This window comes from Thermomicrobiales bacterium (assembly GCA_041390825.1).
GTDB lineage: Bacteria > Chloroflexota > Chloroflexia > Thermomicrobiales > UBA6265 > JAMLHN01.
This window is the reverse complement of the sequence record JAWKPF010000032.1, coordinates 20,920-42,361: the sequence shown is the minus strand read 5'-3', so window position 1 is coordinate 42,361 and position 21,442 is coordinate 20,920. Positions and strand designations below refer to the sequence as shown.

The following is a 21,442-nucleotide window of genomic DNA, read 5'->3' as shown; positions in this document are numbered from 1 at the left end:
CCAGCGCTTTCTGACCGACTGCGGCGCGTTTCGCGGTCGAACGCAAGGAGATCAAGCGAGTGGGATCGGTTCAACGGATGGCGACGGTCGTCATCGTAGGGTTGGTGGCACTTTCGACAGTGCTCTTCCTCTATCTCGGTGACGAAGACAACCGCATCAAGGCTGAGGCCGAAGAACAGCAGGAAATTGCGATCGAACGCGGCATGACCACGTTCATCTCGCTCTGCCTGCCATGCCACGGACCGGCGGGTGAGGGGTATACCGAACCAGGCGTTTCCGGCACGGGACGCATTGGCGCCGCGCTTGGTGGTGTCAATACCTCGTTGAACCAGGAAGGGATCAACTCGCAGGGAACTCCCGTTGCAGGTGGCGTCGAGGGCCGCGAGACGATCATCCACGACACCATTTACAACGGTTTGAAGAACCCTGACGGGACGTACCGCATGCCGGCGTTCAGCGACACCCTCGGCGGACCGCTGAACGATGAGCAGATCAACGAACTCGTGCTTCTCATCCAGCATGGAGATTGGAACGAGGTCTACAACCACGCGATCGAAACGTCCGGTGGCTATCCCACCCCGCCACCAGGGGCAGCAGCGGAAGAGCCCACGGAGGCGGCCGCTGAGGATACGACGGCTTCCTCCGGGACCGGCGCGATCGAAGTCGATATGCACGACATCTACTTCGATCCAACCGAGATCACGATCCCGGTCGATACGCCGACAGAAATTCACTTTGTGAACAAGGGCGCGGCCGTTCACGACTTCACGATCGACGCGCTCGGGATTCACGTCACACTCAATCCGGGCGAGGAAGCCACCGAGACGGTGACCGCTCCGGCCGGCGAATACGAGTACTACTGCAGCATTCCTGGTCACAAAGATGCCGGCATGGTCGGCAAGATGATCGCGAGCGCGGATGCGGCCCCGGCTGCCGCCCCGGCCGAAGAAGAATCCGCTTCGACCGAGGAAGCTCCTGCCGAAACCGGTGCGGCCCCAGCTGCCGCCGGCGGCGCGGCAGTCGAAGTCGACATGCATGACATCTACTTCGATCCGGCTGACATCTCGATCGCGGCCGATACCCCGACGGAGCTTCACCTCGTCAACCAAGGGGCAGCGGTTCACGACTTCACGATCGATGCGCTCGGAATCCACGTCACGCTCAATCCAGGCGAGGAAGCCACCGAGACGATCACTGCCGCTGCTGGCGAGTATGAGATCTACTGCAGCGTTCCGGGCCACAAGGACGCCGGCATGGTTGGCACATTGACCGTTGGTGGCGACGCGGCGCCTGCAGCCGAGCCGGCCGAGGAGGAAAGCGCTTCGACCGAGGAGGGCGCTGCCGCAGCAGGTGATGGAGCCTCCGCCGCCAGCGCTGCGCCGATCGAGGTCGACATGCACGATATCTACTTCGATCCGACGGAGATCACGGTCTCGGCCGACACACCGACCGAGCTGCATTTCGTCAATCAGGGCGCGGCCGTCCACGACTTCACGATCGATGCGTTAGAGATCCACGTCACGCTCAATCCAGGCGAAGAAGGCAGCGTGACGGTAAACGCCCCTGCTGGGGAGTATGAGTACTATTGCAGTGTCCCGGGCCACAAGGACGCCGGAATGGTCGGCACGTTGACGGTGAGCTAGGCGCGTCGCGTCCGACCGCAGGAGAACGAAATGGGCGACTTGATCCGTACGATTGGCGATTTTCGCGTCAATAATCTCGCGCAAGATTTCGGGACTCGAGCAGAATCGGTCGAGCTGATTTTCGCCATCATCATGATGCTTGGTGGGATCATCCTCACGTACCTGATTCAGCGTTGGGCCGATCGCGCAGGCGAAGTCCAGTCCGCCGCGAACGTCGGACTTGGTGGCGGTCTCCGCTCCCATGAGGATCGAACCATCCGAGAGTGAGTCACTCACCGTAGCAGTCGCGCATCCTTGGGCCGGTGGTCGAATGACTGCCGGCCCTTTCTGTGATCAGTCAGTCGAGTAAAGTTCGCGCATGACCGAAACCTCCCCCTCGAAAACCTATCTTTGGTGTGATCCCTGCCGTCGCAGCTTTACGCATTCTGACGCTGAGGATGGCGATTGCCCGGTATGCGGCACGCCCATGCGCGAGATGGGCAAGATGTCTGCCGTGCTGCGCGGGCTCATGGCGACAGAACTCGTCGCTTCCGATCTTCGGATCAAGCACCGATCGCTGGTGCGCATGATTTGGACGCGCAACGGCATGGGGGAGGGCTACTACCGCATCCTCGAGCCAGACATGCCGTATGGGCGTTTCGAATCTCGGGTGACCGACATCGTTTGCCGGGGAGCCGAGGAAGGTTGGATTACGATCAAACTTCCCGTCGCCCCCTCCCTGGATGACGACACCTATCAAATCGAGATACACGACGAAGAGCGTTTCATCGATGAAATGCACCGCATGGTGGAAGCAAACCGCAAGAAGCGGCGGTGACCTCCTCATGCGACGCATAGCGTTTCGGGACTAGACACATGGATCCGTTTGTTCAACTGGCAGGCGCGTTGCTCGTCCTGCTCGGCTATGTCCTCGGGCAGCTGGGAAAACTCGATCCCACATCCAGACGCTATCTGGTGGTGAACCTCGTCGGGTCCGCTTTACTTGCAGCTGACGCCTTCGACGGCCGGCAATGGGGATTCATGTTGCTAAATGGCGTCTGGGCCGCGATTTCATTGGTAAACCTGGTTCGCACGTTTGCGAACCCTTCAGAAGCGAACCGCGCTCGATGATCGAGCAAGCGGTCCAGCTGGTTGGGGCAGCCATGGTGTTGGCCGGATTCGTGGGACTGCAACTCGGTCGTGTGCGCGTTTCCGACGTGACCTATCTCGCGCTCAATGCCGCTGGGTCGGGCATGCTGCTCGTTGTCGCCGTGCTCGACCGGGAATGGGGATTCATTCTGCTCGAAGGTGTCTGGACCGGTGTGGCGTTGTTCGGACTCATCCGTGCGACGCTGACGCCGCGCCACCGCTCTGCAACCAAGGTCTGATCGCTGATCCGGATGCACTCGCCAAGGCGCTGATTGGCCACCATTTCCTGCCGTAAATCAAACCGAACCCGCGGCCCGATTTCGAAGCGTCCGGGCGGACTATTCGCTAGACGATCGCTCCCGCCACTGAGGCTCGCCCCCCATAGGCGGGAAACTGCTCGGCGAAACGATCCACTACATACCGGCCGATCTGCATCGAGGAGGTCGCTGCGGGCGACGGTGCATTCCGCACATGCAACACCCCTGGCTGGACGTCGATGACGAAGTCATCGACCATGTCGCCTGCCTCGGTCAGCGCCTGCGCCCGGACACCCGACGGTCCGGGCAACAGATCAGCCTCGGTTAGGTCAGGAACATATCGTTGCAAGCTCTTGAGGAAACTGGATTTGCGCAGATCCCGTTCCATTTCACTGAACCCGGTGCGCCAGTTTCGGCGCGCGAAAGTGCGAAACCCGCTGCTTCCGACGATCCCTCGCAGATCCCTGATGTTCACACTGCTGAACTGATACCCGGACCGCGAGAACGCCAGAACTGCGTTGGGACCAAGCCAAATGTCTCCATTCACGCGCGGTGTGAAATGGACGCCCAGGAACGGGAATCGTGGATCAGGAACGGGATAGATATTCGAGCGCACCAGATATCGTCGATCCGGCCTCAGCACGAAGTAGTCTCCCCGGAAGGGCACGATCACCGGTGAGGCAGGGGCGCCAGAGAGCGATGCAACCCGATCCGAATAGAGGCCCGCGCAGCTCACGACCGCCGGGGCCTTGAACTCGCTGTAGCCTGCTCGCACGACCAGACTCTTGCCAAACCGTTGCATCCCGGTCACTTCATGATCTCGTCGAATCTCGCCTCCGAGCGCTTCGATTTCACGGGCGTACGCCGACGAGACCTGTCGGTAATCGACGATCCCGGTTCTTGGGGACCATAGCGCCCGGATTCCCTGGCAATAGGGCTCGCGCTCCCGGAGCTCGCCTGCGTCGACTACCCGCACATCAGGGACCCCGTTGGCTTCTGCCCGCGCTGCAAGATCGTCCAAACGAGGAAGTTCCGATTCATCGGTCGCCACGATCATCTTGCCGCACAGCCGATATGGAATACCCTGAGCGTCGCAGTATTCGACCAACTCGGCTGCGCCGGCCACACAGAGCCGCGCTTTCAGCGATCCGGGCTTGTAGTAGATTCCGCCATGAATCACCCCGCTGTTGTGCCCGGTCTGCTGCGTCGCCAGTTCCGATTCCTTTTCCAGCACGATGACTCGGGTTCCCGGGCGCCGCAGGAGCAACTCCCTCCCCACGGCCAACCCCAGGATTCCGCCGCCGATGATGATGACATCGCCTCGCCACGACTCGGGTTGAGCTCCAAGAGCACGCAAATTCATCACTGCAACAACGCCTCGCGTACCGTTTCATTTCGAACTGATGCGTCCACCGAGCCCAGTCGAGATCGAGCAACCGGTGAACGCAATCTGCGCTCGTATCCTACTTCCTCTCGCGTGCCCCAGGCGTTATTGCGATCTGGTTATCGAGCAGCGTTCGCGGACTCGGACCTTGGCGAGAGTGCGTACAATGCTGGCGAGGATCACCGTTGGCAGATCGATCGAGTGGGAACGTCCGATATGTCCGAGAGCCGTTCACTCGGTGAGGCGATTCGTCTGCGCCGTCTCGAACTCGGGATGAGCCAGGAAGAACTGGCGGAGCGTATCGGGCCGGACGTGCGTCAATCTGATGTCTCACGGCTCGAGCGAGGGCGGATCCTCTTTCCTCGCCATGAGCGGCTCCACCAGATCGCGTCCGCGTTGGGCATTTCAGTCGGTGCGCTCCTCGTCGAAGCCGGCTGGTTCTCCGAAGAGGATTCGGAGCGAATTGCCGTTCCAGAGCCGCGCGTTTCCAGCCCCCCAATTCCCATTCTGATTGCGGATGACGAGCCGATCAGCCTGGATGCCATTGTTTCGCTCTTGGCCGACTACGGCTATCACGCTTCAACCGCGTACGATCTTCCCTCGTTGCTGGATGCGGTCGCCGCCTCGCGACCGGAAATCATCATCGTCGACATTGCGTTGCCTGGCCTGAATCCCGAAGCATTTGTCGAGCATGTCTCCGATCTCAACCCGAGACCGGAGGTTGTGTTCATGGGCACAGGGTTTCCCCGAGTGGACTTCGATGGAGCGTATCTGGAAAAGCCGATCGATTCACGTCAACTACTGGCGATGGTGGGCTCGATCGATCGGCATGACGCCAATGAACCCACTGGCAACAGCGGCAACGGTCGTGTCGCCGATCGGTAGCCAGACAGCCATTTGTCTCAGCCACATCGATCCGCTCACCGTCTCTTCGATGGCTCGACCGTCTGGACTGAGCGACAAGCGACCAGCTCTCGGCGCCCTGACAGGCAATGCCGCCATGACTCGATCAAGTCACTCGACAGCATCGAGCCGATTGCCGATCACGATTCCGCCATGCTCGATAGTGAATTGCCGGATCGTCGAGTCGAACCAGCTTTGCCGATGCTTGAGCACCGATATCATCCGTCGGATCTCTGAAGTCTGGCCGACCGGCCGCATCCAGATTCCCGAGTCGATCATGCGAGAGATGCTTGGCGCCGGAGATTCGTGCGGCTGACCGAACGACGCTCCGAACTCCAGGTTCACGAGCGTCGTCACGTTTCTCTTGCGCAACTCGGTCGAAAACGCTACCCCAAAGCTGGTCTGTCGTGACGGGTAAATGAACATGCGGGCAACGTCGGAGTAGGTGTCGATCGTCAGCCGCCGGGGATGCAGCTCGTCGACGATCTCCAATACCGACCACGCCCAGTCGTCCGGAGACCGGTCCAGGGCGGAGTCCACTTTCACGCGCACGTTTCCGCTTCGCAGTAGCTCACCAATTGGCAATCCAAACCGATCGCTGGTTGCCCGCAGCACATCAGCCGGCTCATGGAACGTCACGTGCAGCCCCGTGCCGCCTTCCGATGCCCCCATGCCCAGATATTGCAGGCTCAGCAGGGTTTTTCCGATTCCAGGTGTGCCGAACACAGCGTTCGTGCTCCCCTCGATCAATCCGCCTCCCAACATCTGGTCCAGTCCTTCGACTCCCGTCGACATGCGCTGCCCCGAATCGAGCCAGGGCGGAGCGACGACATCGGAGATCGATTCGAGCCGTGGAAAGACCGTGATTCCGTGCCGGTCGATCGAAAACTGGTGGCGCCCGTCGAGGTGGTGGGATCCTCGCTGTTTCGCAACACGAATCCAGCGTGTGTCCCGCGATTCCACCGGCTCGAAAAAGAGCTCGATGACTCCATCTACATGCGGCGAAAGCAGCGGCTGCGCAGGACGGGACGAGAGCAACACGCTCGTACAGTTCAGCATGGAAGCGCGCGCTTGCAGATCGCGTACGAATCGACCGTAGCCCACGGCAGAGGCGGAAGAAACGTCGGTGAGACCGGCGCCGTCCAATACGATCAAGCTGGCGTCGTGATCCCGCACCACGCCCTGTATGGATTGCAGGACACCTGACAGCCCGTCGGTTTCCAACTGGCGCAAGAGACTGACATAGTGGATTCGCTTGTTGAGGAGTTCCGGCTGAATGAAATCGAACCCACCGAGATGGGCAAGCATCCATTCGTGCGGTTCTGTTTGCAGCATGAAAATAACTGCTGTTTCGCCTGCTGCTGCATGCTGAAAGGCAAGTTGATTTCCGAGGGTCGTCTTCCCGGTCCCGGATCGCCGGCAACGAGATAGGCATCTCCTGCGAGCAATCCGCCATCCAGGAGGCGATCCAAACCTTTGACGCGTGTCCGCAGGCGCGGGTGATCGGAGTTGCCGCTGACACGAACGATGCGATCCGGCACGACGGTGAATCCCCGGTGCGAAGCGAGCGCGATCGTCGATCGCGACCGGAGTGATGGTACATCACGCATCGGGGAGAGCATCTCCTAGATGGTTGGCCGTCTCCCGCCACGCACTGTCCACTCACCGAGCCCGGCGAGATACGACTCGTGGCGCATCTCTTCGATCTGGAACTCCCGCTCTGCGATGCGCACCATCAGGTCTTCGAGATAGGCAATTTCGCGGCGTATCAAGCGCAGACGTTGGATGTTCGATAGCCCGGCCAGCATCCCTTCACCCTTGCCAGGAACCGACGGCGGAAGAGAGACACAACACGTCCCGGGAGTCGATTGTTTGGTTGCCGCCTCAAAGTCGTGGCGAAGCTGCCGCAACCGAGCGAGGGCCAAGCGCGCATCGCCGATCGTTTCAAGCTCGAACACGTTCGAATGCGCGTTCAGCTCCTTCGGAATGCTCGTTCGGTCGTTGGCAACCTGCGGCGTTGGGTGGGCGAGATTCAGAGTCATGATTCCTCGACCTGCCTTTGTTCTGAATTTCGTTTCGTGCTCAGACGCGGATTCCAACACGTGAGGATCCGCTTCACCATCGAGTGATCAGTCCGGGCTCACGGTCCATGCCCTCAGTTTGCCGAGCTGGGACACGCGTGAACAGAGCAGCGATCGCATATGTTCCAAATGCATGGATCGAGGATCGAAAAGGCATTGGTCTGGCAATGATCATTGCGATCATTGCCTCCTCAGAGATCTTCGAAGCTTCAGGAACTGGGCTCCTTGATCTCCGACGAGTCCATTCCTTGGAAACGCAGGTCGACTCTCCAGCACGATGGCGCGATGCTGGTCGCGTCCAACATGATTTCGCGGTCAATCGCTGCTAGTGTTCGGGTCTGTCTGGATTCTCGTCGCCCTACAGGTGATCAAACATGCAACCGCCGCCCGATGGACTCGCCAGCATCAGCAGAGGAACCGTCTTGCTGGTCATGAGTTCGGCTTCGTACCGGACCGCAGCGTTTCTCGAAGCTGCGCGTTCGGTGGGTCTGGACGTGAGTTGCGCACTTGACACCCCCGAATCGCTCTCTTCGAACATCGAAGACAATGTGGCAGTCGATTTCTCTGATATCGATGGGGCAACCCAACGAATTGTCACGTTCGCGCGGGAGAGAGCCGACGTACGAGCCATTCTTGCCATCGATGACCGAGGAGCGGTGATTGCGGCGAAGGCCAGCGCCCAACTGGGACTTCCCCACAACGATCCAGACTCCGCAATCGCCGCAAGAGACAAACTGGTCATGCGCAATCGACTGCGCGCTGCCGGTGTTCAGGTGCCCGAGTATCAGAGCTATCCAGCCGACATCGATCCTTCGTCGATTGCCAACCATGTGAGCTATCCATCAGTCGTCAAACCACTTCTGCTCTCCGGCAGCCGCGGCGTGATTCGTGCCGATACCCCGGATGAATTCATCGCAGCGTTCGAGCGGACGCGGTCCATTCTCGATGCTTCGGGAATGCCTCCTGATGAAAACGAGGTGCTCGTCGAACGGTTTGTCGAAGGCTTCGAGGTTGCGCTGGAAGGGCTGTTGACCGACGGACGCCTCGAGACGCTTGCGCTTTTCGACAAGCCGGATCCGCTCGATGGCCCCTTCTTCGAAGAGACGATCTATGTCATGCCTTCGCGTCTGCCAGATGACGTCCAGGCGGCGATTTCTTCACGGGCGGAGGAGGCTGCCGACGCGATCGGTCTCCGACATGGCCCGGTTCATGCGGAGCTTCGCGTCAATCGAGCCACGGGTGATATCTGGACGATTGAGCTTGCTGGCCGCTCGATCGGTGGACTCTGCTCGAGCATTCTCGACTTCGGAGCGGGAATGACATTGGAAGAGTTGATTTTGCGTCACGCGGCAGGAATGCGCGCAACGCCTCGCCAACGGAACGAGGCAGGAGCCGGTGTCATGATGATACCGATTCCTCGAAGTGGAATGCTGCGGGGAGTGACCGGGTTGACCGAAGCGGCGGGGGTTCAGGGCATTACGGGAATAGAGATCACTGCGCCGCTGAATCAGCCGATCGTGGCTCTCCCTGAGGGAAGCAGCTATCTCGGGTTCATCTTTGCCCGCAGCGATTCGGCGGAAGGCGCAGAGCGTGCGTTGAGACGTGCGCATTCCCTGCTGAGCTTCGAAATAGCGCCCATTCTCGCGCTTCGTCCGGCAGACCGATAGCGCGTGGAGCCAGGGCCTACTTGCGTCGGGGCGCTCCGCCTCCCTTTGTTGGCGCTGCGTCTGGCGGAATCCACCCCTCAGGCATCTTCGCATCCGCGCCGAAGAAGAAGTTGTCCATCTCCTGCCGCAGTAGCTTGCGGGTCTCGGGATCGGCGGGGTTGAGACCATAATGATTGATCAAGATGGTCATATGTGGTTGCCAGAGTGCAAATCCCTCGGCGGAAACTTGTTCGTAGATTCGCTCCCCAAGTGGACCAGGAAAGGGGGGCGCTTCCAGTCCAGGCCGTTCTCCGCCCAGCTTCACGCAATAGACCATTCGCGTCATATCGATGTTCTTTCTCCAGAATTCGGTACTGGTTCCTGCGCACGAGAACCACCGGCGTGGCGAGTGTATCACCGTAGAATCGAAACACAGATGAGCGCTCTTCCAACAATCCATTCGGCGGCGGACAGAACATGACTGTCGGCGTGAACAAGCGTGACAATAAGCGTGTTGTGCTCTTTGGCATGGAATGCGGCTTCACGGCGCATTTCCTTGAAGCGCTGCTAGCAGCTCAATCGGCGGAAGTCGTCGGGATCGTCGTGCCCGGAACCGAATCGGGATTGGCCTCGGAGGTTTCGCGGTCAATGCTGGCCGACCTCGCTCCGCACGCGTCCGTCGTCGAGGCGCCAGAACGAAGCGCGCTGAGCACACAGACGTTTCTCTCCATCCTTGCGCGTCTGGATAGCGACTTCATCGCGGTAGCGTGTTTCCCTTGGCGGATACCAGCTCCGGTCCGCGTACTTCCCCGGCATGCCAGCATCAATGTTCACCCCTCGCTTCTCCCTGAGGGGAGAGGCCCCGAACCCATCTTCTGGGCGTTTCGCCGAGACCTGCGCGTGACCGGCGTCACCCTTCACCACATGGATGACGGGTTGGACACCGGACCGATCATTGCGCAACGCTCCGTTCCGATACCAACTGACGCAACCATGGCTTCGTTGGAGCGCACCCTCGCCATCGTGGGAGCGGACATGCTGGGCGACGTTCTCAGCCTTCGATCCCACATGGTCACCTCTCGTGCCCAGCCCATGACCGGTGGGCGTCCAGCCCCGTTCCCCGGCATCGATGATCTCATTGTGACGACGTCGTGGGAGGCGACTGCCGCGGCCAGATTCATCAATGCAGTTGGCCCTGTCTTCGGCCCGATCGAGGTTCTCGTCCTGGCCAATGGACAACGTCTTGCTGTGGCAGAAGTGCTTGGCGTCGAGCAAAGCGCATCCACCAACACGCCCGTGCTGGTTCACCAGGATGAAGGCTGGGTTCGATTCGCAAGCGGGGTGCTCCACTGTCGGCTGGTATCGGTATCCGGTTCTCTCACGATCAAGATGTGACATCGCTCAGGACCCGAGCTCCGATGGCTTCTGCCTCTCGAAGGTGGGAGCTGGGGGCACTGCGACGGGGGAGCATGACGTCAGATATCACCGAGCGTGACCCGCTGGCTGGTGCTGCGGCCGCTTGGTCCAAACCCGCCATGGTTGACACGATTTTGCAACACCACGTCTCGGAACGATGACGAATTTTATGTGACCCCGAAAGCACGATGGCCTCAAAGAATTGGAGCTGCCGGGTTCGTCAGAGGGATTGCACTGCCAGGGAACCCCAGGTCAACGCTCCAGCTCTGGCAATGAGGTGGGAGGTCTGAATGGGTGTCGTGGACGACCGCATCGACCGGAACGTCTTCATCACTTCACTGGACTTCATCTTCAATTGGGCCCGGAGATCCTCCCTCTGGTGGCTACAGTTCGGGCTCGCGTGCTGTGGCATGGAGATGGTTGCCGCTTCGATGAGTCGTTTCGACATGTGCGAACGGTTTGGAATGTGGTTTCGTCCGACGCCGCGTCAGGCCGATCTCATGTTTGTGGCTGGCACCGTCACCAAGAAAATGGCGCCATTCGTCCGTACCCTCTACGATCAAATGCCCGAACCGAAGTGGGTGATCGCGATGGGAAGCTGCGCGTGCGTGGGCGGCCCATTCGATACGTACGCAGTGGTTCAAGGGGTCGATCAAGTGGTCCCGGTCGACGTCTATGTTCCTGGCTGCCCCCCGACCCCCGAAGCACTCTACTACGGAGTGCTGATGCTCCAGAATCAGGTCATCGAACATGAAACGATGGCGAAGCGGCAAGGTCTCGCTGCTGCAGCGGGGAATCGCGAAATGCAACGACTCGGGGCGTATGAGGCGCTCCATTGTTCGCCGGAAAGAGCGATGTCGTCCACGCGCGCGCGGCGCGTATCCTCATCCCAAGCTTGACGCGCGCGGTCGCTCGTGTCGCTTCGAAGTGCTCTCCGCGAACGAGCGCAGTGCCCCACCGGGCCATCAACACTTGCGGGACTCGGTCACTGCGTTTTCTCGAAGACGGTACCCCAGGCAGGGATCGAACCTGCGACCCTTCGCTTAGAAGGCGAATGCTCTATCCACTGAGCTACTGGGGCCAAATGTTGCGCGCCTGGTCCCTTAGGACACAGCCAATTCCCGGCGAATCACTCGCTTCGCCCGCACGCGCATTGCCGTGCGGGCACGCGCCTGACTCGAACGAAGAGTATACCGTCGTTTGCTGTTCGGACCGACCCGCCGAAGGATCGGAAGGGTCTTTGGAGGAGCCGATTGGGACGGCAAATGGGGCCGCTTCACGGCGCAACCGGCTCGAGGAACGTTGCTGCTAGTCGCGCATGTCTTGCGTGACCAAGGAGTTCATGTGGTCGGCCCGATCGTCTGGTGTATAGTGGGGCGCAAGCTGTTGAGAAGAACCATGAGTCGATCTGTCGCATGCGTCGACGAGCGCGATGTTGGTGTTAACGGTTCGCGCTTGTGATCGAACTCCGGGATCGGATCAGTGCAGCGGGCAATGAGGGTAATGAATCGGCGACAGGGTCGATTCGATTGTAGTCATGTCCAACGGAGGAACCATGATGAAGAAGAGCACGCGATTGATCTCGCTGTTGAGCGTCGTTCTGCTCGCCCTGACCGCGATCGGGCCGCTGTCCGGGACCATTTCAGCGCAAGAAGACCGACCAGTGCTGGTGCACGCCACGAACGCTGGCGACAAGGCGACCTTCGATCCGCATCTTGCGTCCGGAACCCAGGATCGCACCGTGGTAGACATGATCTTCAACGGATTGCTGCGGTTCAAGCCAGGTGACGCCAGTGTGATCGAGCCGGATCTCGCGACCGCTGTGCCGGAACCGGTGGCCGAGGCAGACGGCACTCAGTCGTGGACGTTCAACTTGCGAACTGATGCAATGTGCCATGCGAGCAGCGCGACCGATGCGTATCCGCTGACGGCGGATGACGTTGTCTTCTCGCTGCAGAAATCGGCGAATCCCGATACATCGGGCGTTTCCGGCGATTACGCGACCTTCACATTCGAAAAGGTCGATGACGCAACCGTGAAGGTCATTGCGTCGGAACCGCTTGGGCCAGCCGTGTTCTTGCCGAAGTTCGCCAACTACGGCGGTGGCTACATCGTTTGCCAGAAGGCCTACGAGGCGCTCGGCGCTGAAGGCTTTGCCAATGAGCCGGTGGGCACCGGTCCATTCAAGTTCTCGGCCTACACTCCGCAAACCAGCACCGTTCTGGTGGCGAACGACGACTACTTCCGTGGCGCGCCGAAACTGGGCGGCGTGGAAGTTCGCTATATCGCCGACAACACCGCGCGCGACCTTGGCCTGCAATCTGGCGAGCTCCACGTCATCAACGGGCTGCCAGAAGCGCAGTATGTCGATCGCATCAATGCCTCGGGTACGCAGGTTGCCGATGTCTTCGGTGTCGGTGAAGCTGTCTGGCTGAACCTCGACATCACCAACGAGTACCTGCAGGACCCGATGGTGCGTGAAGCGATCATCCTCGCCGTCTCCCGCGAAAACCATCTCGCGCTTGCGGGTGTGCCAGTCGCACAGCCTATCTTCTCTGTCGTACCGACCGGAATCGTCCAAGGGTCGCTGTCAGAGGAGGAAGCGCAGGCTGCCGGCGTGGCCTATAGCCAGGACATCGAAAAGGCGAAGCAGCTGATGATCGATGCTGGTTATGCCGATGGCTTCGGCCTGAAGCTGGTGACTTCGGAGCAGTCTGCGTACCTGACTCAGTACACCGTGCTGCAGGAAGAGCTTGCTCAGATCGGTATCGATGTCGAGCTCGAGGTTGTCCAGCACCCGGTGATGCACGAGCAGATCCGCGCCGGTTCCAACGCGATCACGATCTACATCGCCTATCGCCCAACCGCCGACACCTATCTGACCCAGTTCTTCACCGAGGCCGGAGGTTCGACCAACTTCTCCCATCTGCAGCTCGACGATCAGGTCGTTGCCGCTCGTGGTGAGACCGATGCCGCGGCCCAGATCGAGGCCTGGAAGCAGATCAACATCGAGATTCTGAAGAACTTCGCGGGTTACGGCATCTTGTACACGAACCAGGTCTATGCTCGGCAGCCGAACGTCGACTACGGGCACGAGCTGATCTCGGTTCCGCAACTGTATCCGGGCTATAACGAAACAACCACGATCACCGCGTAGCTCGGTACGCGAGGCGAGAGCCTCGAACCGGCACGCTTGCGAGCGACAGGTGGCGCCAATTGGCGTCACCTGTCGTCCCCCCTTTTGACGCTCGGCCCAAGGAACGACGCGGCGCATGCTCAGATTCATCGTCAAGCGGCTGCTGCTGGGAATCCCGACCCTGCTCGCAGTCCTCACCATCATCTTTTTGCTCATGCGAGTGGCGCCTGGCGACCCCGCCTATGCGGTGCTGGGCGACTATGCGACTGACGATGCGGTGGCGGCGCTTCGTGAGCAGATGGGTCTCAACAAGTCGATTTGGCAGCAGTACGTCGACTACCTGAGCGGCATCCTTCGCGGCGATCTCGGGGACTCGCTGGTGACTCGCCAACCGGCATGGGACCAGATTCGCACCGTGCTTCCGTATACCCTGGAGCTCACCGCCGCGGCCATCGCCATCGCGCTGGCACTCGGTATTCCCGCAGGCATTATCAGCGCGGTCCGCCGCAATACCGCGGTCGACTACTACATTCGCGTCATCTCTCTGGCCGGGTTGTCGGCGCCCGCGTTCTATATCGGCCTGCTCCTGATGTACTTCCTCTCCGCCCGGGCAGGCTGGTTTCCCGCGATCAGCACTGCTGGCTTCGACGATCCAATGGCCAACCTCCACGCGCTGATTCTTCCTGCGTTCACCCTCGGACTCGTCGAAACTGCCTATGTCACCCGCATGACGCGTTCGGTCATGCTGAACGTGCTCTCGGATGACTATGTGCGCACAGCGCGCGCAAAGGGGCTCCCAAACACCACCGTCCTAATCCGGCATGCGCTCAGGCCGGGACTTGTGCCCATCGTCGCGCTGACGGGTGTTTTCATGATCGGATTGATCGGCGGCTCAGTGTTGACCGAAGAGGTCTTTGCCCGGCCAGGGCTTGGCAAGTTGATGGTCGGCGCCACTACTCGCCGTGACTACACACTGCTTCAGGCGATCATGGTCGTCTACGCCCTGATCATCGTGCTCGTCAACATTCTCATCGACATCATTTACACCATGGTCGATCCACGGATGAGGAGCAGACAATGACAGCGGCCTCTTCCGTTTCGGCAATGCCCGACCAGTCCATCGCGATCGTTTCCGAACGGCGCCGCGCCTGGAGAGCGTTCTCCCGAAATCGATCGGCCATGGTCGGTCTGGTGCTGGTCATCGCCATCATCCTGGTCGCGATCTTCGCGCCAGTGATTGCGCCGCACAACCCGCTGACCCAAAGTGTCACCAACCGGCTGGAAGGTCCATCGCGCGATTATCCCCTCGGCAGGGACGCATATGGCCGTGATGTGTTGTCACGCATCATCTACGGGACCCGCATTGCGCTGCAGGTCGGCATCTTCTCTGTGCTGTTGGGTGGACTCATCGGTTCCCTGATTGGTGTCGTGGCTGCCTACTTCGGTGGCAAGACCGAAGCTGTATTGATGCGGCTCGTCGATGTCTTGCTGGCGTTTCCTGACCTCATCATGGGGCTGCTCGTGATGGCCGTGCTCGGTCCTGGGCTAGGGAAACTGATCCTGGCGATTGCGTTCACCATGATTCCGCGGTTTGCGCGCATCGCCTATGGCCAAACCTTGGTGATCAAGCAACGGGACTTCGTCGAGGCTTCGCACGCCCTGGGGCAACATACTGGTGTGATCCTCTATCGTCACATTGCTCCGAACATCGCCGGGGAGTTGGTCGTCCTTGCCAGTCTGTGGATCGCGGCGGCAATTCGGCTCGAGGCTAGCCTAAGCTTCATTGGGCTGGGGGTTCCTCCCCCGACGCCTACCTGGGGACAGATGATCCGCGAAGGGACCGTCTACCTGGCATCGCTGCCGTTGTTGAGTCTGGCTCCAGGCATGGCCCTCCTGCTCACGGTGTTCGCGTTCAATCTCGTTGGCGACGGGTTGCGAGACGTTCTCGACCCGCGATCGGGCAGGTAACGACAGGAAATTGGGGCGATAGCCATGAGCGACCGTGTCATTGTTGTTGGTGGAGGGATAAGCGGAGTTGCGGCCGCCTACGAGCTGGCGCGCAACGGAGTCAGCGTGACGCTGCTCGAACGTGACGAGCTTGCCGGCATGGCGTCAGGCTGGACGTTGGCAGGTGTACGCCAATCGGGGCGCAATCCATCTGAGCTTCCATTGGCTGCTGCAGCTGTCGCGCGCTGGCCCGAGCTTGCGGAAGAGCTCGAAGCCGACACCGAGTACCGTCAGCATGGAAATCTGCGGCTTGCCCTCGCTGAATCAGACGTGCCGATCATTCGCGACGTCGTCGCCGCGTCGGCTGCGGCGGGAATCCCGATCGAGTATCTCGATTCGATCGAGGAGATACATGCGATTGCCCCGGCGTTGACCGATCGCATCTTCGGCGCGTCGTTTTGCCCGTCCGATGGGCACGCCAATCCTGCGAAGACCGTGCTTGCCTTCGCCGCAGCTGCGGCACGGCATGGCGCCGAGATCCGCACCGGGGTGGAAGTGACCGCCATTTCGACGAGTGCGGGCAAGGTAACGGGAGTCATAACCAGCGCCGGTCCGATTCCTGCCGATATCGTTATCGTGACGGCTGGAATCTACACACCTCGGCTTCTCGGGCCGCTCGGCCTGAACTTGCCGCTGGACGTTCGCCATGTTCCTGCCGTGCAGACCGTGCCAGTTGCCCCGATGCTCGATCAGGTCATTGGTGTCGCATCCGGGATGTTCGCCGGTCGCCAGCAAGTCGACGGTCGTTTCCGCATGACACTGAATGGCGCCGCGTGGAGCGGAGGCGAATGGCACGACCAGTACAGCATCCAACCGACGATGCAGCAGGTGCGCGACACAATCGAATTCGCGGTGAGCATCCTGCCGGCAGTGCGTGAGATGCGCGTGGCGCAGATTTGGGGAGGTCTGCTCGACCTGACTCCGGACGCCCTGCCAGTCATCGAGCGATCGCCGGACATCGACGGTCTCATCATCGCCGCTGGGTTCAGCGGGCACGGATTCTGCCTTGGCCCCATCACCGGTCAGATCATGGCAGATCTGGCGGTCATCGGTTCGACCGAGCTGCCGATCGAGCCGTTCCAGCTTTCGCGGTTTGCGGGCCAATCCGCATCTCCCGAGTCGCTGACGCTGCACGGTTGACGTTCGTTCCCGGAAAAGACGATCCAGATTCCCGTGGCAAGTTGGCATAGGGTCATTTCGGCTGTCCCGGTCACGGTGATAATTGCTCGCAAGAAGAGTCAATCGTTCTGGCGTAGACGCGTCTGAAGGCGCGGACGGAGGAATCATCGTGGGAAGCGGGGATCAGGGTCGCCGGCGTGCGCTCGTTACAGGTGCGGGTCTGGGAATCGGGCAGGGCATCGCAATCGAGCTTGCGCGGGCCGGTTACGACGTGGCCGTCCACTATGCGAGCAGTCGAGAGGGCGCCGACGCGACAGTGGCCGAATGCGAATCCCTCGGAGCACGCGCTATCGCCATCGGTGGCAATCTCCGGGAGGTCGAGACCTGTTTCCGCGTGGTCGAGGAGGCGGTCGACTTCCTCGGCGGTATCGACGGACTGGTAAACAACTCGGGCGTCACTCGCGCGGTCAATTTCTTCGACACGGATCAGACGCTCTTCGATGAGCAGTTCGAGATCAACATCCGTAGCCACTTCTTCTGCGCCCAACGCGCCGCCAGATTCATGGATGAGCAGGGAGGCGGCGCGATCCTGAACATCTCGTCGGTGCACGGTGGCGGCGGAGCGCCCAACCATGCGGCATATGCCGCGACCAAGGGCGCAATCGTCGCCTTCACACGCACGCTGGCGATCGAGTTGGCGGAGAAACACATCCGAGTCAACTGCATTGCCCCCGGCTTGATCGAGGTGCCACGGTATTTCGACATGCCGGGCTACACCAGGGCTCCGGTGGAAAGATGGTGCCATGGGGCCGTGTCGGTCTCCCGGAGGACATCGGCAAGCCAGCCGTCTTCTTTCTGTCCGACGATGCCGATTTCATAACCGGCCAGACGGTCTATGTGGACGGCGGCACCAACGCGCGCATGGGGATCTCCTGGAAGCAGGGAGAGTAGGCGTCAACGGCGCGATGCTTGCGAGTTGCGTGCGCTTCCGTGATCGCGCGCTTCAGCTTGGGACCGGTGCGTTCCTCGCCTTGCTCTCCGACCGAAGCAGGGCGAGGAACGCCTTCATCTCCGGTCCCAACCGCTCGCCGGCTGCGTCCACGGTCACCAGTGTCGTGCCAGGTTTCCCCACGTTCTGCCGGGCGGAAATCTCTCCGGTCACGCGCGGCAGGACCCCTTCGCCCGGTCCCATCACCATCAGGTATCCCGGCCGGCCAGTTGGGCTGGCCCGATACCCCCGCGCTCGAAAATGGTCTTGCGCCAGTGTCAGGACTTCGGATGCGGGCAGCTTGACGACCGCTTTCTTCTGAAATGCGGTCCGCTGGAGTTCTGCATTGATTTCTTCGATGCTCGCCATCTACACGTCCGACAGGTCGACGGTCTCGCCCGGCTTCAGCGGCATGCACCGCACCCCCGTCCGTTCTTCTACTTCCCGCTTGAAAAGCGCGGCATCCTGCTCGATCGGGGGAAACGTATTGAAGTGGCAGGGAATCACCACCTTCGGGCTCAGGAACTCCACGGCTCGTTGCGCGTCGGTTGGTCCCATCGTGAAGGCATCTCCGATCGGAATGATCGCGATGTCGAGCCCTTCCTCGCCGATCAGCTTCATATCGCTGAACAGGCAGGTGTCGCCAGCGAAGTAGATGGTCTTCCCGCCGAAGCGCACCACCAATCCGGCAGGGGGCGTGATCGCGTGAATCCCATGCTCGTCCTGATACGACGAGGTGTGCCACGCCGGAGTGAATTTCACGGTTCCTCCGGCGAATCCGATCGTGCCCCCCATGTTTCCACCAGTGGCCCGTTCGACGCCTCGGCTTCCCACGAAGTTGGCGATCTCGAAGAGCGCGATCACATGACTTCCTGCTCGCTGAGCGATCGAGACCGTATCGCCAAAGTGATCATTGTGCGCGTGGGTGAGCAGAATCGTTTCGGGCGTGAAATCGGTGGCGCGCACCGTTGCCGCCGGGTTTCCAGTAATGAACGGATCGACGAGCACGGAATGAGTTCCGTCCGTCAACGCAAATGCCGAGTGACCAATGTAGGTGAGCGAGAGCATGGGTCGTAATCTCCCAACGATCTAGCGCGAATAGACAATCACACCATCTATGATCGTGTGATCGACCCTAACCTGCCCAATCTCGTCCGCTGAGACGCTGTCGAGATCAGTCTCGAAGGCCGTCACGTCCCCGCGCATTCCCGGCCGCAATGTGCCTTTCAGATGTTCTTCGTGCGAAGCATAGGCTCCGTTGACGGTATATGCGCGCAATGCTTCGTCGAGGGAGACCGATTCGTCCGTCCAAACCTCGTTGCCGTCCATATCACGTCGCGTCATCATCGTCTGCAGGCCAATCGTTGCGCTCGTGGGCACCACCGGCGCATCCGTGCTCGCGGCAGCAATGACACCCCGGTCGATGTACGACCGCATTCCATAAACATGCCGGATTCGCTCCATCCCCAGGTTCTGCACGTAGGCATCCCTAAAGTGGTAGAGGAATGAGGTTCCGGGGATGGGCACGACGCCGAGCCGCGCGATGCGGTCGATGGTCTCCAGATCGACGATTGAGCAATGCTCGATGCGGTGCCGCGGATTTGGCCGCGGATCGGACATCTGCGCAGCCTCATAGGCATCGAGAATCAGATCGATGGCGGCGTCGCCGATCGCATGAATACCCACCTGGAAACCCGCAGAGTGCGCCTTTTTCACGAGCGCGGTCATCACGTCAGGGTCCTGCATCCAGAGCCCGACGTTCTCCGGCTGACCCTCGTAGGACTTCCTCATTCTTGCTGTTCGACCGCCGATGCTGCCGTCGCTGAACAGCTTCGCTGGACCAATTCTCAACATCGGGTCGCCAAGACCGGTCTGAATGCCGAGTTCGATCAGCTCGTCCAGAGTCTCTTCGATGATCATCATCAGATAGGACCTGGCTGGCAGCTCACCACGCCGCCAAAGCGCCTGGTAGGCACGGAGCTCCTCTGGTCTGCGTATACCCGCTTCGACCGTACTCGTCACCCCCGAGGCGAGAAACGCTCGCAGTCCTCTGGCGATATACCCTTCGAGTTCATCCTGGGTCGGATCGGCGATGGCTTCCTGCACCAGGGTGAGTGCTGTCTCGCGCACGACGCCAGTTGGTTCGCCGTCTTCGTCACGATCGATCTGGCCGCCATCTGGGTCAGGTGTGTGCCGATCGATCCTCGCCAATGACAACGCGGCGGAGTTGGCAACCCCGATGTGATGACAGGCGCGAAACAACAGGACCGGATGATCGGGCGAGACCGGATCGAGGTCAGCGCGTGTCGGATGACGCTGATCAGAAAGACGCGCCTGATCGTATCCTCGGCCGATGATCCAGCTCCCCGGCGCGCGCCGCTCGGCTGCCTCATCCACCATTGCCACGATTTCGGCCACCGTGTTCACCGGCGGTGTCGAGATCACCAGATCGTCGAGCGCCATGCCGACCAGTCTTGGATGCGCATGAGCATCGTTGAGCCCGGGTGTTGCAGTTCGCCCGTTCAGGTCGATGCTTTCGTGTTTGGCGGCCGTTGCGGCCTTCGCTTCCGCGTTCGATCCGACAGCCACGACGATCCCATCGCGAATGGCCACCGCCTCCACCAACGGGTTTTCCGGATCCATCGTCTTGATCCGGCCATTGATCAGCAGCAAATTGCCCGACATAACTTCGTCTCCCGACCGGATAGCTCATCGAATCGTTCGGTGCTGGAGAAGCAACCGTTCCTAGCGTCAGTCTATTGCAGCCTCACGGCCGTCATGTGCGACTATCTCCGGAAGTAGTCGCATGTAGTCGGAGCATCAGATGGCGGCGCGTGTAACCCAGGAACGAACCTTAGGAGCAATCCTCGGACTTGCCATCGGCGATGCGTTGGGCATGCCGGTGACCGGGATGTCTCCAGCGGAAATCGAGCGCGATTTCGGCCCGATCGACCGTTACTTCGGCCGCACCTTTCCCGATGGCGCCGAACTCGCTCCCGGGGAGTTCACCGACGAAACCGAGATTGCCCTCTGCATCATGGAAACCTATACCTCGGCGAACGGCGACCTCGATCCGGACCTGATCCGGGCCCGTATGCAGTTCCTCGCCCGTGATGAGTCGCGCCGCTGGATGAGTCCGGAAACCCTGCGCGCGCTCGATGACGCTTCAGAACCACCCTATTGCTCAGATGATCCGGACGATCCAGAGGTCGCATTGCGCGGGGTCCCGATCGGCGTAATTCATGCCGCTCCGGTCATCGATGAGGCCGCGCTGGTGCGTGACGTCGAGACCGTCGTCGGACTAACGCATTGCAATCGGCCGTCCCGGAAGCGAGCCGTTCTGGTAGCGACCGCGGTCGCCCGGGTCCTGGCCGGAACGAGCACGCAGGCGACGCTGATGGCCGACCTCGGAATCTCCGACGAGCGGTCTTCGCAACCAGCACACGAAGCCGACGCAGTCGTTGCTTCGGCCCTGAGCGCGTTCGTCGCAGCGGAGCGATTCGAGGACGCGGTCGCTACCGCCGCCCAGCAGGGTGGAGCGGCAGATGCCCGCGCCGCATTGGCTGGCGTCCTTGCCGGGGCTCATTTCGGAGCGGGAGGCATTCCCCAGAACCTCATCGACCAACTGGAAGGGCGTATCTACCTCACGCTGGCAGCTCCCTGGTTCTATCGCACGGTCCAGCTCATGTCTGGACGAGGCATTTCCATCGGCAGGAACGGGCATTAGCACTCAC

At 60.7% G+C, this 21,442-nt stretch carries 22 protein-coding genes and 1 tRNA gene; 15 read left to right on the top strand and 8 right to left on the bottom strand.

Annotated elements, in window-relative coordinates; translation table 11 throughout:
• The first annotated feature begins 59 nt into the window (after positions 1-59).
• From R2855_15890 to R2855_15870, 5 genes are all read left to right on the top strand, one after another.
• Positions 60-1,643 (top strand): cupredoxin domain-containing protein, encoded by a 1,584-nt coding sequence (locus R2855_15890; protein MEZ4532476.1) that lies wholly within the window; start codon positions 60-62, stop codon positions 1,641-1,643.
• A 30-nt stretch (positions 1,644-1,673) separates the two neighbouring features.
• Positions 1,674-1,910 (top strand): hypothetical protein, encoded by a 237-nt coding sequence (locus R2855_15885; GenBank protein ID MEZ4532475.1) that lies wholly within the window; start codon positions 1,674-1,676, stop codon positions 1,908-1,910.
• A gap of 91 nt (positions 1,911-2,001) precedes the next feature.
• Positions 2,002-2,460 carry a hypothetical protein gene (locus R2855_15880; GenBank protein ID MEZ4532474.1) on the top strand — a complete coding sequence of 153 codons (459 nt, stop codon included), beginning with the start codon at positions 2,002-2,004 and terminating at the stop codon, positions 2,458-2,460.
• Between the two features lie 38 nt (positions 2,461-2,498).
• Positions 2,499-2,753 carry a hypothetical protein gene (locus R2855_15875; protein MEZ4532473.1) on the top strand — a complete coding sequence of 85 codons (255 nt, stop codon included), beginning with the start codon at positions 2,499-2,501 and terminating at the stop codon, positions 2,751-2,753.
• Positions 2,750-3,010 (top strand): hypothetical protein, encoded by a 261-nt coding sequence (locus R2855_15870; GenBank protein ID MEZ4532472.1) that lies wholly within the window; start codon positions 2,750-2,752, stop codon positions 3,008-3,010. The genes R2855_15875 and R2855_15870 overlap by 4 nt, the downstream gene beginning before the upstream one ends.
• 106 nt (positions 3,011-3,116) lie before the next feature.
• On the opposite strand, the gene lhgO is transcribed toward R2855_15870, so the two are convergent.
• Positions 3,117-4,391 carry an L-2-hydroxyglutarate oxidase gene (gene lhgO / locus R2855_15865; GenBank protein MEZ4532471.1) on the bottom strand — a complete coding sequence of 425 codons (1,275 nt, stop codon included), beginning with the start codon at positions 4,389-4,391 and terminating at the stop codon, positions 3,117-3,119.
• A 237-nt stretch (positions 4,392-4,628) separates the two neighbouring features.
• Between lhgO and R2855_15860 the strand changes: the two genes are divergently transcribed.
• Positions 4,629-5,297, top strand: a complete 669-nt coding sequence (locus R2855_15860; GenBank protein MEZ4532470.1) for a response regulator — start codon at positions 4,629-4,631, stop codon at positions 5,295-5,297.
• Between the two features lie 129 nt (positions 5,298-5,426).
• Here R2855_15860 and R2855_15855 read toward each other — a convergent pair whose 3' ends face one another.
• Positions 5,427-6,764 carry an ATPase domain-containing protein gene (locus tag R2855_15855; GenBank protein ID MEZ4532469.1) on the bottom strand — a complete coding sequence of 446 codons (1,338 nt, stop codon included), beginning with the start codon at positions 6,762-6,764 and terminating at the stop codon, positions 5,427-5,429.
• A gap of 176 nt (positions 6,765-6,940) precedes the next feature.
• Positions 6,941-7,357: a hypothetical protein gene (locus tag R2855_15850; GenBank protein MEZ4532468.1), complete on the bottom strand. Its 417-nt coding sequence runs from the start codon at positions 7,355-7,357 to the stop codon at positions 6,941-6,943.
• Between the two features lie 413 nt (positions 7,358-7,770).
• Between R2855_15850 and R2855_15845 the strand changes: the two genes are divergently transcribed.
• On the top strand, positions 7,771-9,063 hold the full coding sequence (locus tag R2855_15845; protein MEZ4532467.1) for an ATP-grasp domain-containing protein: 1,293 nt from the start codon (positions 7,771-7,773) through the stop codon (positions 9,061-9,063).
• A 16-nt stretch (positions 9,064-9,079) separates the two neighbouring features.
• On the opposite strand, the gene R2855_15840 is transcribed toward R2855_15845, so the two are convergent.
• Entirely contained in the window at positions 9,080-9,388 is a 309-nt protein-coding gene (locus R2855_15840; GenBank protein MEZ4532466.1) for an oxidative damage protection protein, read from the bottom strand.
• A 131-nt stretch (positions 9,389-9,519) separates the two neighbouring features.
• Here R2855_15840 and R2855_15835 point away from each other — a divergent pair, with 131 nt between their 5' ends.
• Positions 9,520-10,437 carry a formyltransferase family protein gene (locus R2855_15835; GenBank protein MEZ4532465.1) on the top strand — a complete coding sequence of 306 codons (918 nt, stop codon included), beginning with the start codon at positions 9,520-9,522 and terminating at the stop codon, positions 10,435-10,437.
• Between the two features lie 311 nt (positions 10,438-10,748).
• Positions 10,749-11,357, top strand: coding sequence for an NADH-quinone oxidoreductase subunit B family protein (locus tag R2855_15830; GenBank protein ID MEZ4532464.1), 609 nt, complete (start codon positions 10,749-10,751; stop codon positions 11,355-11,357).
• Positions 11,358-11,466: 109 nt separating this feature from the next.
• On the opposite strand, the gene R2855_15825 is transcribed toward R2855_15830, so the two are convergent.
• Positions 11,467-11,539: transfer RNA gene (locus R2855_15825), tRNA-Arg, on the bottom strand.
• 474 nt (positions 11,540-12,013) lie between these two features.
• Here R2855_15825 and R2855_15820 point away from each other — a divergent pair.
• The 5 genes from R2855_15820 (at position 12,014) to R2855_15800 (ending at position 17,600) form a co-directional block, all read left to right on the top strand.
• Positions 12,014-13,615, top strand: coding sequence for an ABC transporter substrate-binding protein (locus R2855_15820; GenBank protein ID MEZ4532463.1), 1,602 nt, complete (start codon positions 12,014-12,016; stop codon positions 13,613-13,615).
• Positions 13,616-13,730: 115 nt separating this feature from the next.
• Positions 13,731-14,675, top strand: a complete 945-nt coding sequence (locus R2855_15815) for an ABC transporter permease (protein ID MEZ4532462.1) — start codon at positions 13,731-13,733, stop codon at positions 14,673-14,675.
• Positions 14,672-15,562, top strand: coding sequence for an ABC transporter permease (locus tag R2855_15810; protein ID MEZ4532461.1), 891 nt, complete (start codon positions 14,672-14,674; stop codon positions 15,560-15,562). Before R2855_15815 ends, R2855_15810 begins: the two co-directional genes overlap by 4 nt.
• Before the next feature lie 24 nt (positions 15,563-15,586).
• Complete coding sequence (locus R2855_15805; GenBank protein ID MEZ4532460.1) at positions 15,587-16,741, top strand: FAD-binding oxidoreductase; 1,155 nt, start codon at positions 15,587-15,589, stop codon at positions 16,739-16,741.
• 148 nt (positions 16,742-16,889) lie between these two features.
• Positions 16,890-17,600 carry an SDR family oxidoreductase gene (locus R2855_15800; GenBank protein MEZ4532459.1) on the top strand — a complete coding sequence of 237 codons (711 nt, stop codon included), beginning with the start codon at positions 16,890-16,892 and terminating at the stop codon, positions 17,598-17,600.
• Positions 17,601-17,723: 123 nt separating this feature from the next.
• Here R2855_15800 and R2855_15795 read toward each other — a convergent pair whose 3' ends face one another.
• From R2855_15795 to R2855_15785, 3 genes are read right to left on the bottom strand one after another with little or no spacing between them, the layout of a single operon-like run.
• Positions 17,724-18,077 (bottom strand): hypothetical protein, encoded by a 354-nt coding sequence (locus R2855_15795; GenBank protein ID MEZ4532458.1) that lies wholly within the window; start codon positions 18,075-18,077, stop codon positions 17,724-17,726.
• The gene (locus R2855_15790; protein ID MEZ4532457.1) at positions 18,078-18,776 is read right to left on the bottom strand and encodes a metal-dependent hydrolase; all 699 of its coding nucleotides are present in this window, start codon (positions 18,774-18,776) and stop codon (positions 18,078-18,080) included. It lies immediately after the preceding gene.
• 21 nt (positions 18,777-18,797) lie between these two features.
• On the bottom strand, positions 18,798-20,393 hold the full coding sequence (locus tag R2855_15785) for an amidohydrolase (GenBank protein ID MEZ4532456.1): 1,596 nt from the start codon (positions 20,391-20,393) through the stop codon (positions 18,798-18,800).
• A 139-nt stretch (positions 20,394-20,532) separates the two neighbouring features.
• On the opposite strand from R2855_15785, the gene R2855_15780 reads away from it, so the two are divergent.
• A complete protein-coding gene (locus tag R2855_15780) occupies positions 20,533-21,435 on the top strand; it encodes an ADP-ribosylglycohydrolase family protein (GenBank protein MEZ4532455.1) in 903 nt (300 codons plus the stop codon).
• Positions 21,436-21,442 lie beyond the last annotated feature (7 nt).

Excerpts from the sequence above, each read along its gene's own strand:
- R2855_15885 (MEZ4532475.1), top strand. The coding sequence starts at position 1,674 with ATGGGCGACTTGATCCGTACGATTGGCGATTTTCGCGTCAATAATCTC.
- R2855_15880 (MEZ4532474.1), top strand. The coding sequence starts at position 2,002 with ATGACCGAAACCTCCCCCTCGAAAACCTATCTTTGGTGTGATCCCTGC.
- R2855_15875 (MEZ4532473.1), top strand. The coding sequence starts at position 2,499 with ATGGATCCGTTTGTTCAACTGGCAGGCGCGTTGCTCGTCCTGCTCGGC.
- R2855_15870 (MEZ4532472.1), top strand. The coding sequence starts at position 2,750 with ATGATCGAGCAAGCGGTCCAGCTGGTTGGGGCAGCCATGGTGTTGGCC.
- lhgO (MEZ4532471.1), bottom strand. The coding sequence starts at position 4,391 with ATGAATTTGCGTGCTCTTGGAGCTCAACCCGAGTCGTGGCGAGGCGAT.
- R2855_15860 (MEZ4532470.1), top strand. The coding sequence starts at position 4,629 with ATGTCCGAGAGCCGTTCACTCGGTGAGGCGATTCGTCTGCGCCGTCTC.
- R2855_15850 (MEZ4532468.1), bottom strand. The coding sequence starts at position 7,357 with ATGACTCTGAATCTCGCCCACCCAACGCCGCAGGTTGCCAACGACCGA.
- R2855_15845 (MEZ4532467.1), top strand. The coding sequence starts at position 7,771 with ATGCAACCGCCGCCCGATGGACTCGCCAGCATCAGCAGAGGAACCGTC.
- R2855_15840 (MEZ4532466.1), bottom strand. The coding sequence starts at position 9,388 with ATGACGCGAATGGTCTATTGCGTGAAGCTGGGCGGAGAACGGCCTGGA.
- R2855_15835 (MEZ4532465.1), top strand. The coding sequence starts at position 9,520 with ATGACTGTCGGCGTGAACAAGCGTGACAATAAGCGTGTTGTGCTCTTT.
- R2855_15830 (MEZ4532464.1), top strand. The coding sequence starts at position 10,749 with ATGGGTGTCGTGGACGACCGCATCGACCGGAACGTCTTCATCACTTCA.
- R2855_15820 (MEZ4532463.1), top strand. The coding sequence starts at position 12,014 with ATGATGAAGAAGAGCACGCGATTGATCTCGCTGTTGAGCGTCGTTCTG.
- R2855_15815 (MEZ4532462.1), top strand. The coding sequence starts at position 13,731 with ATGCTCAGATTCATCGTCAAGCGGCTGCTGCTGGGAATCCCGACCCTG.
- R2855_15810 (MEZ4532461.1), top strand. The coding sequence starts at position 14,672 with ATGACAGCGGCCTCTTCCGTTTCGGCAATGCCCGACCAGTCCATCGCG.
- R2855_15805 (MEZ4532460.1), top strand. The coding sequence starts at position 15,587 with ATGAGCGACCGTGTCATTGTTGTTGGTGGAGGGATAAGCGGAGTTGCG.
- R2855_15795 (MEZ4532458.1), bottom strand. The coding sequence starts at position 18,077 with ATGGCGAGCATCGAAGAAATCAATGCAGAACTCCAGCGGACCGCATTT.
- R2855_15790 (MEZ4532457.1), bottom strand. The coding sequence starts at position 18,776 with ATGCTCTCGCTCACCTACATTGGTCACTCGGCATTTGCGTTGACGGAC.
- R2855_15785 (MEZ4532456.1), bottom strand. The coding sequence starts at position 20,393 with ATGTCGGGCAATTTGCTGCTGATCAATGGCCGGATCAAGACGATGGAT.
- R2855_15780 (MEZ4532455.1), top strand. The coding sequence starts at position 20,533 with ATGGCGGCGCGTGTAACCCAGGAACGAACCTTAGGAGCAATCCTCGGA.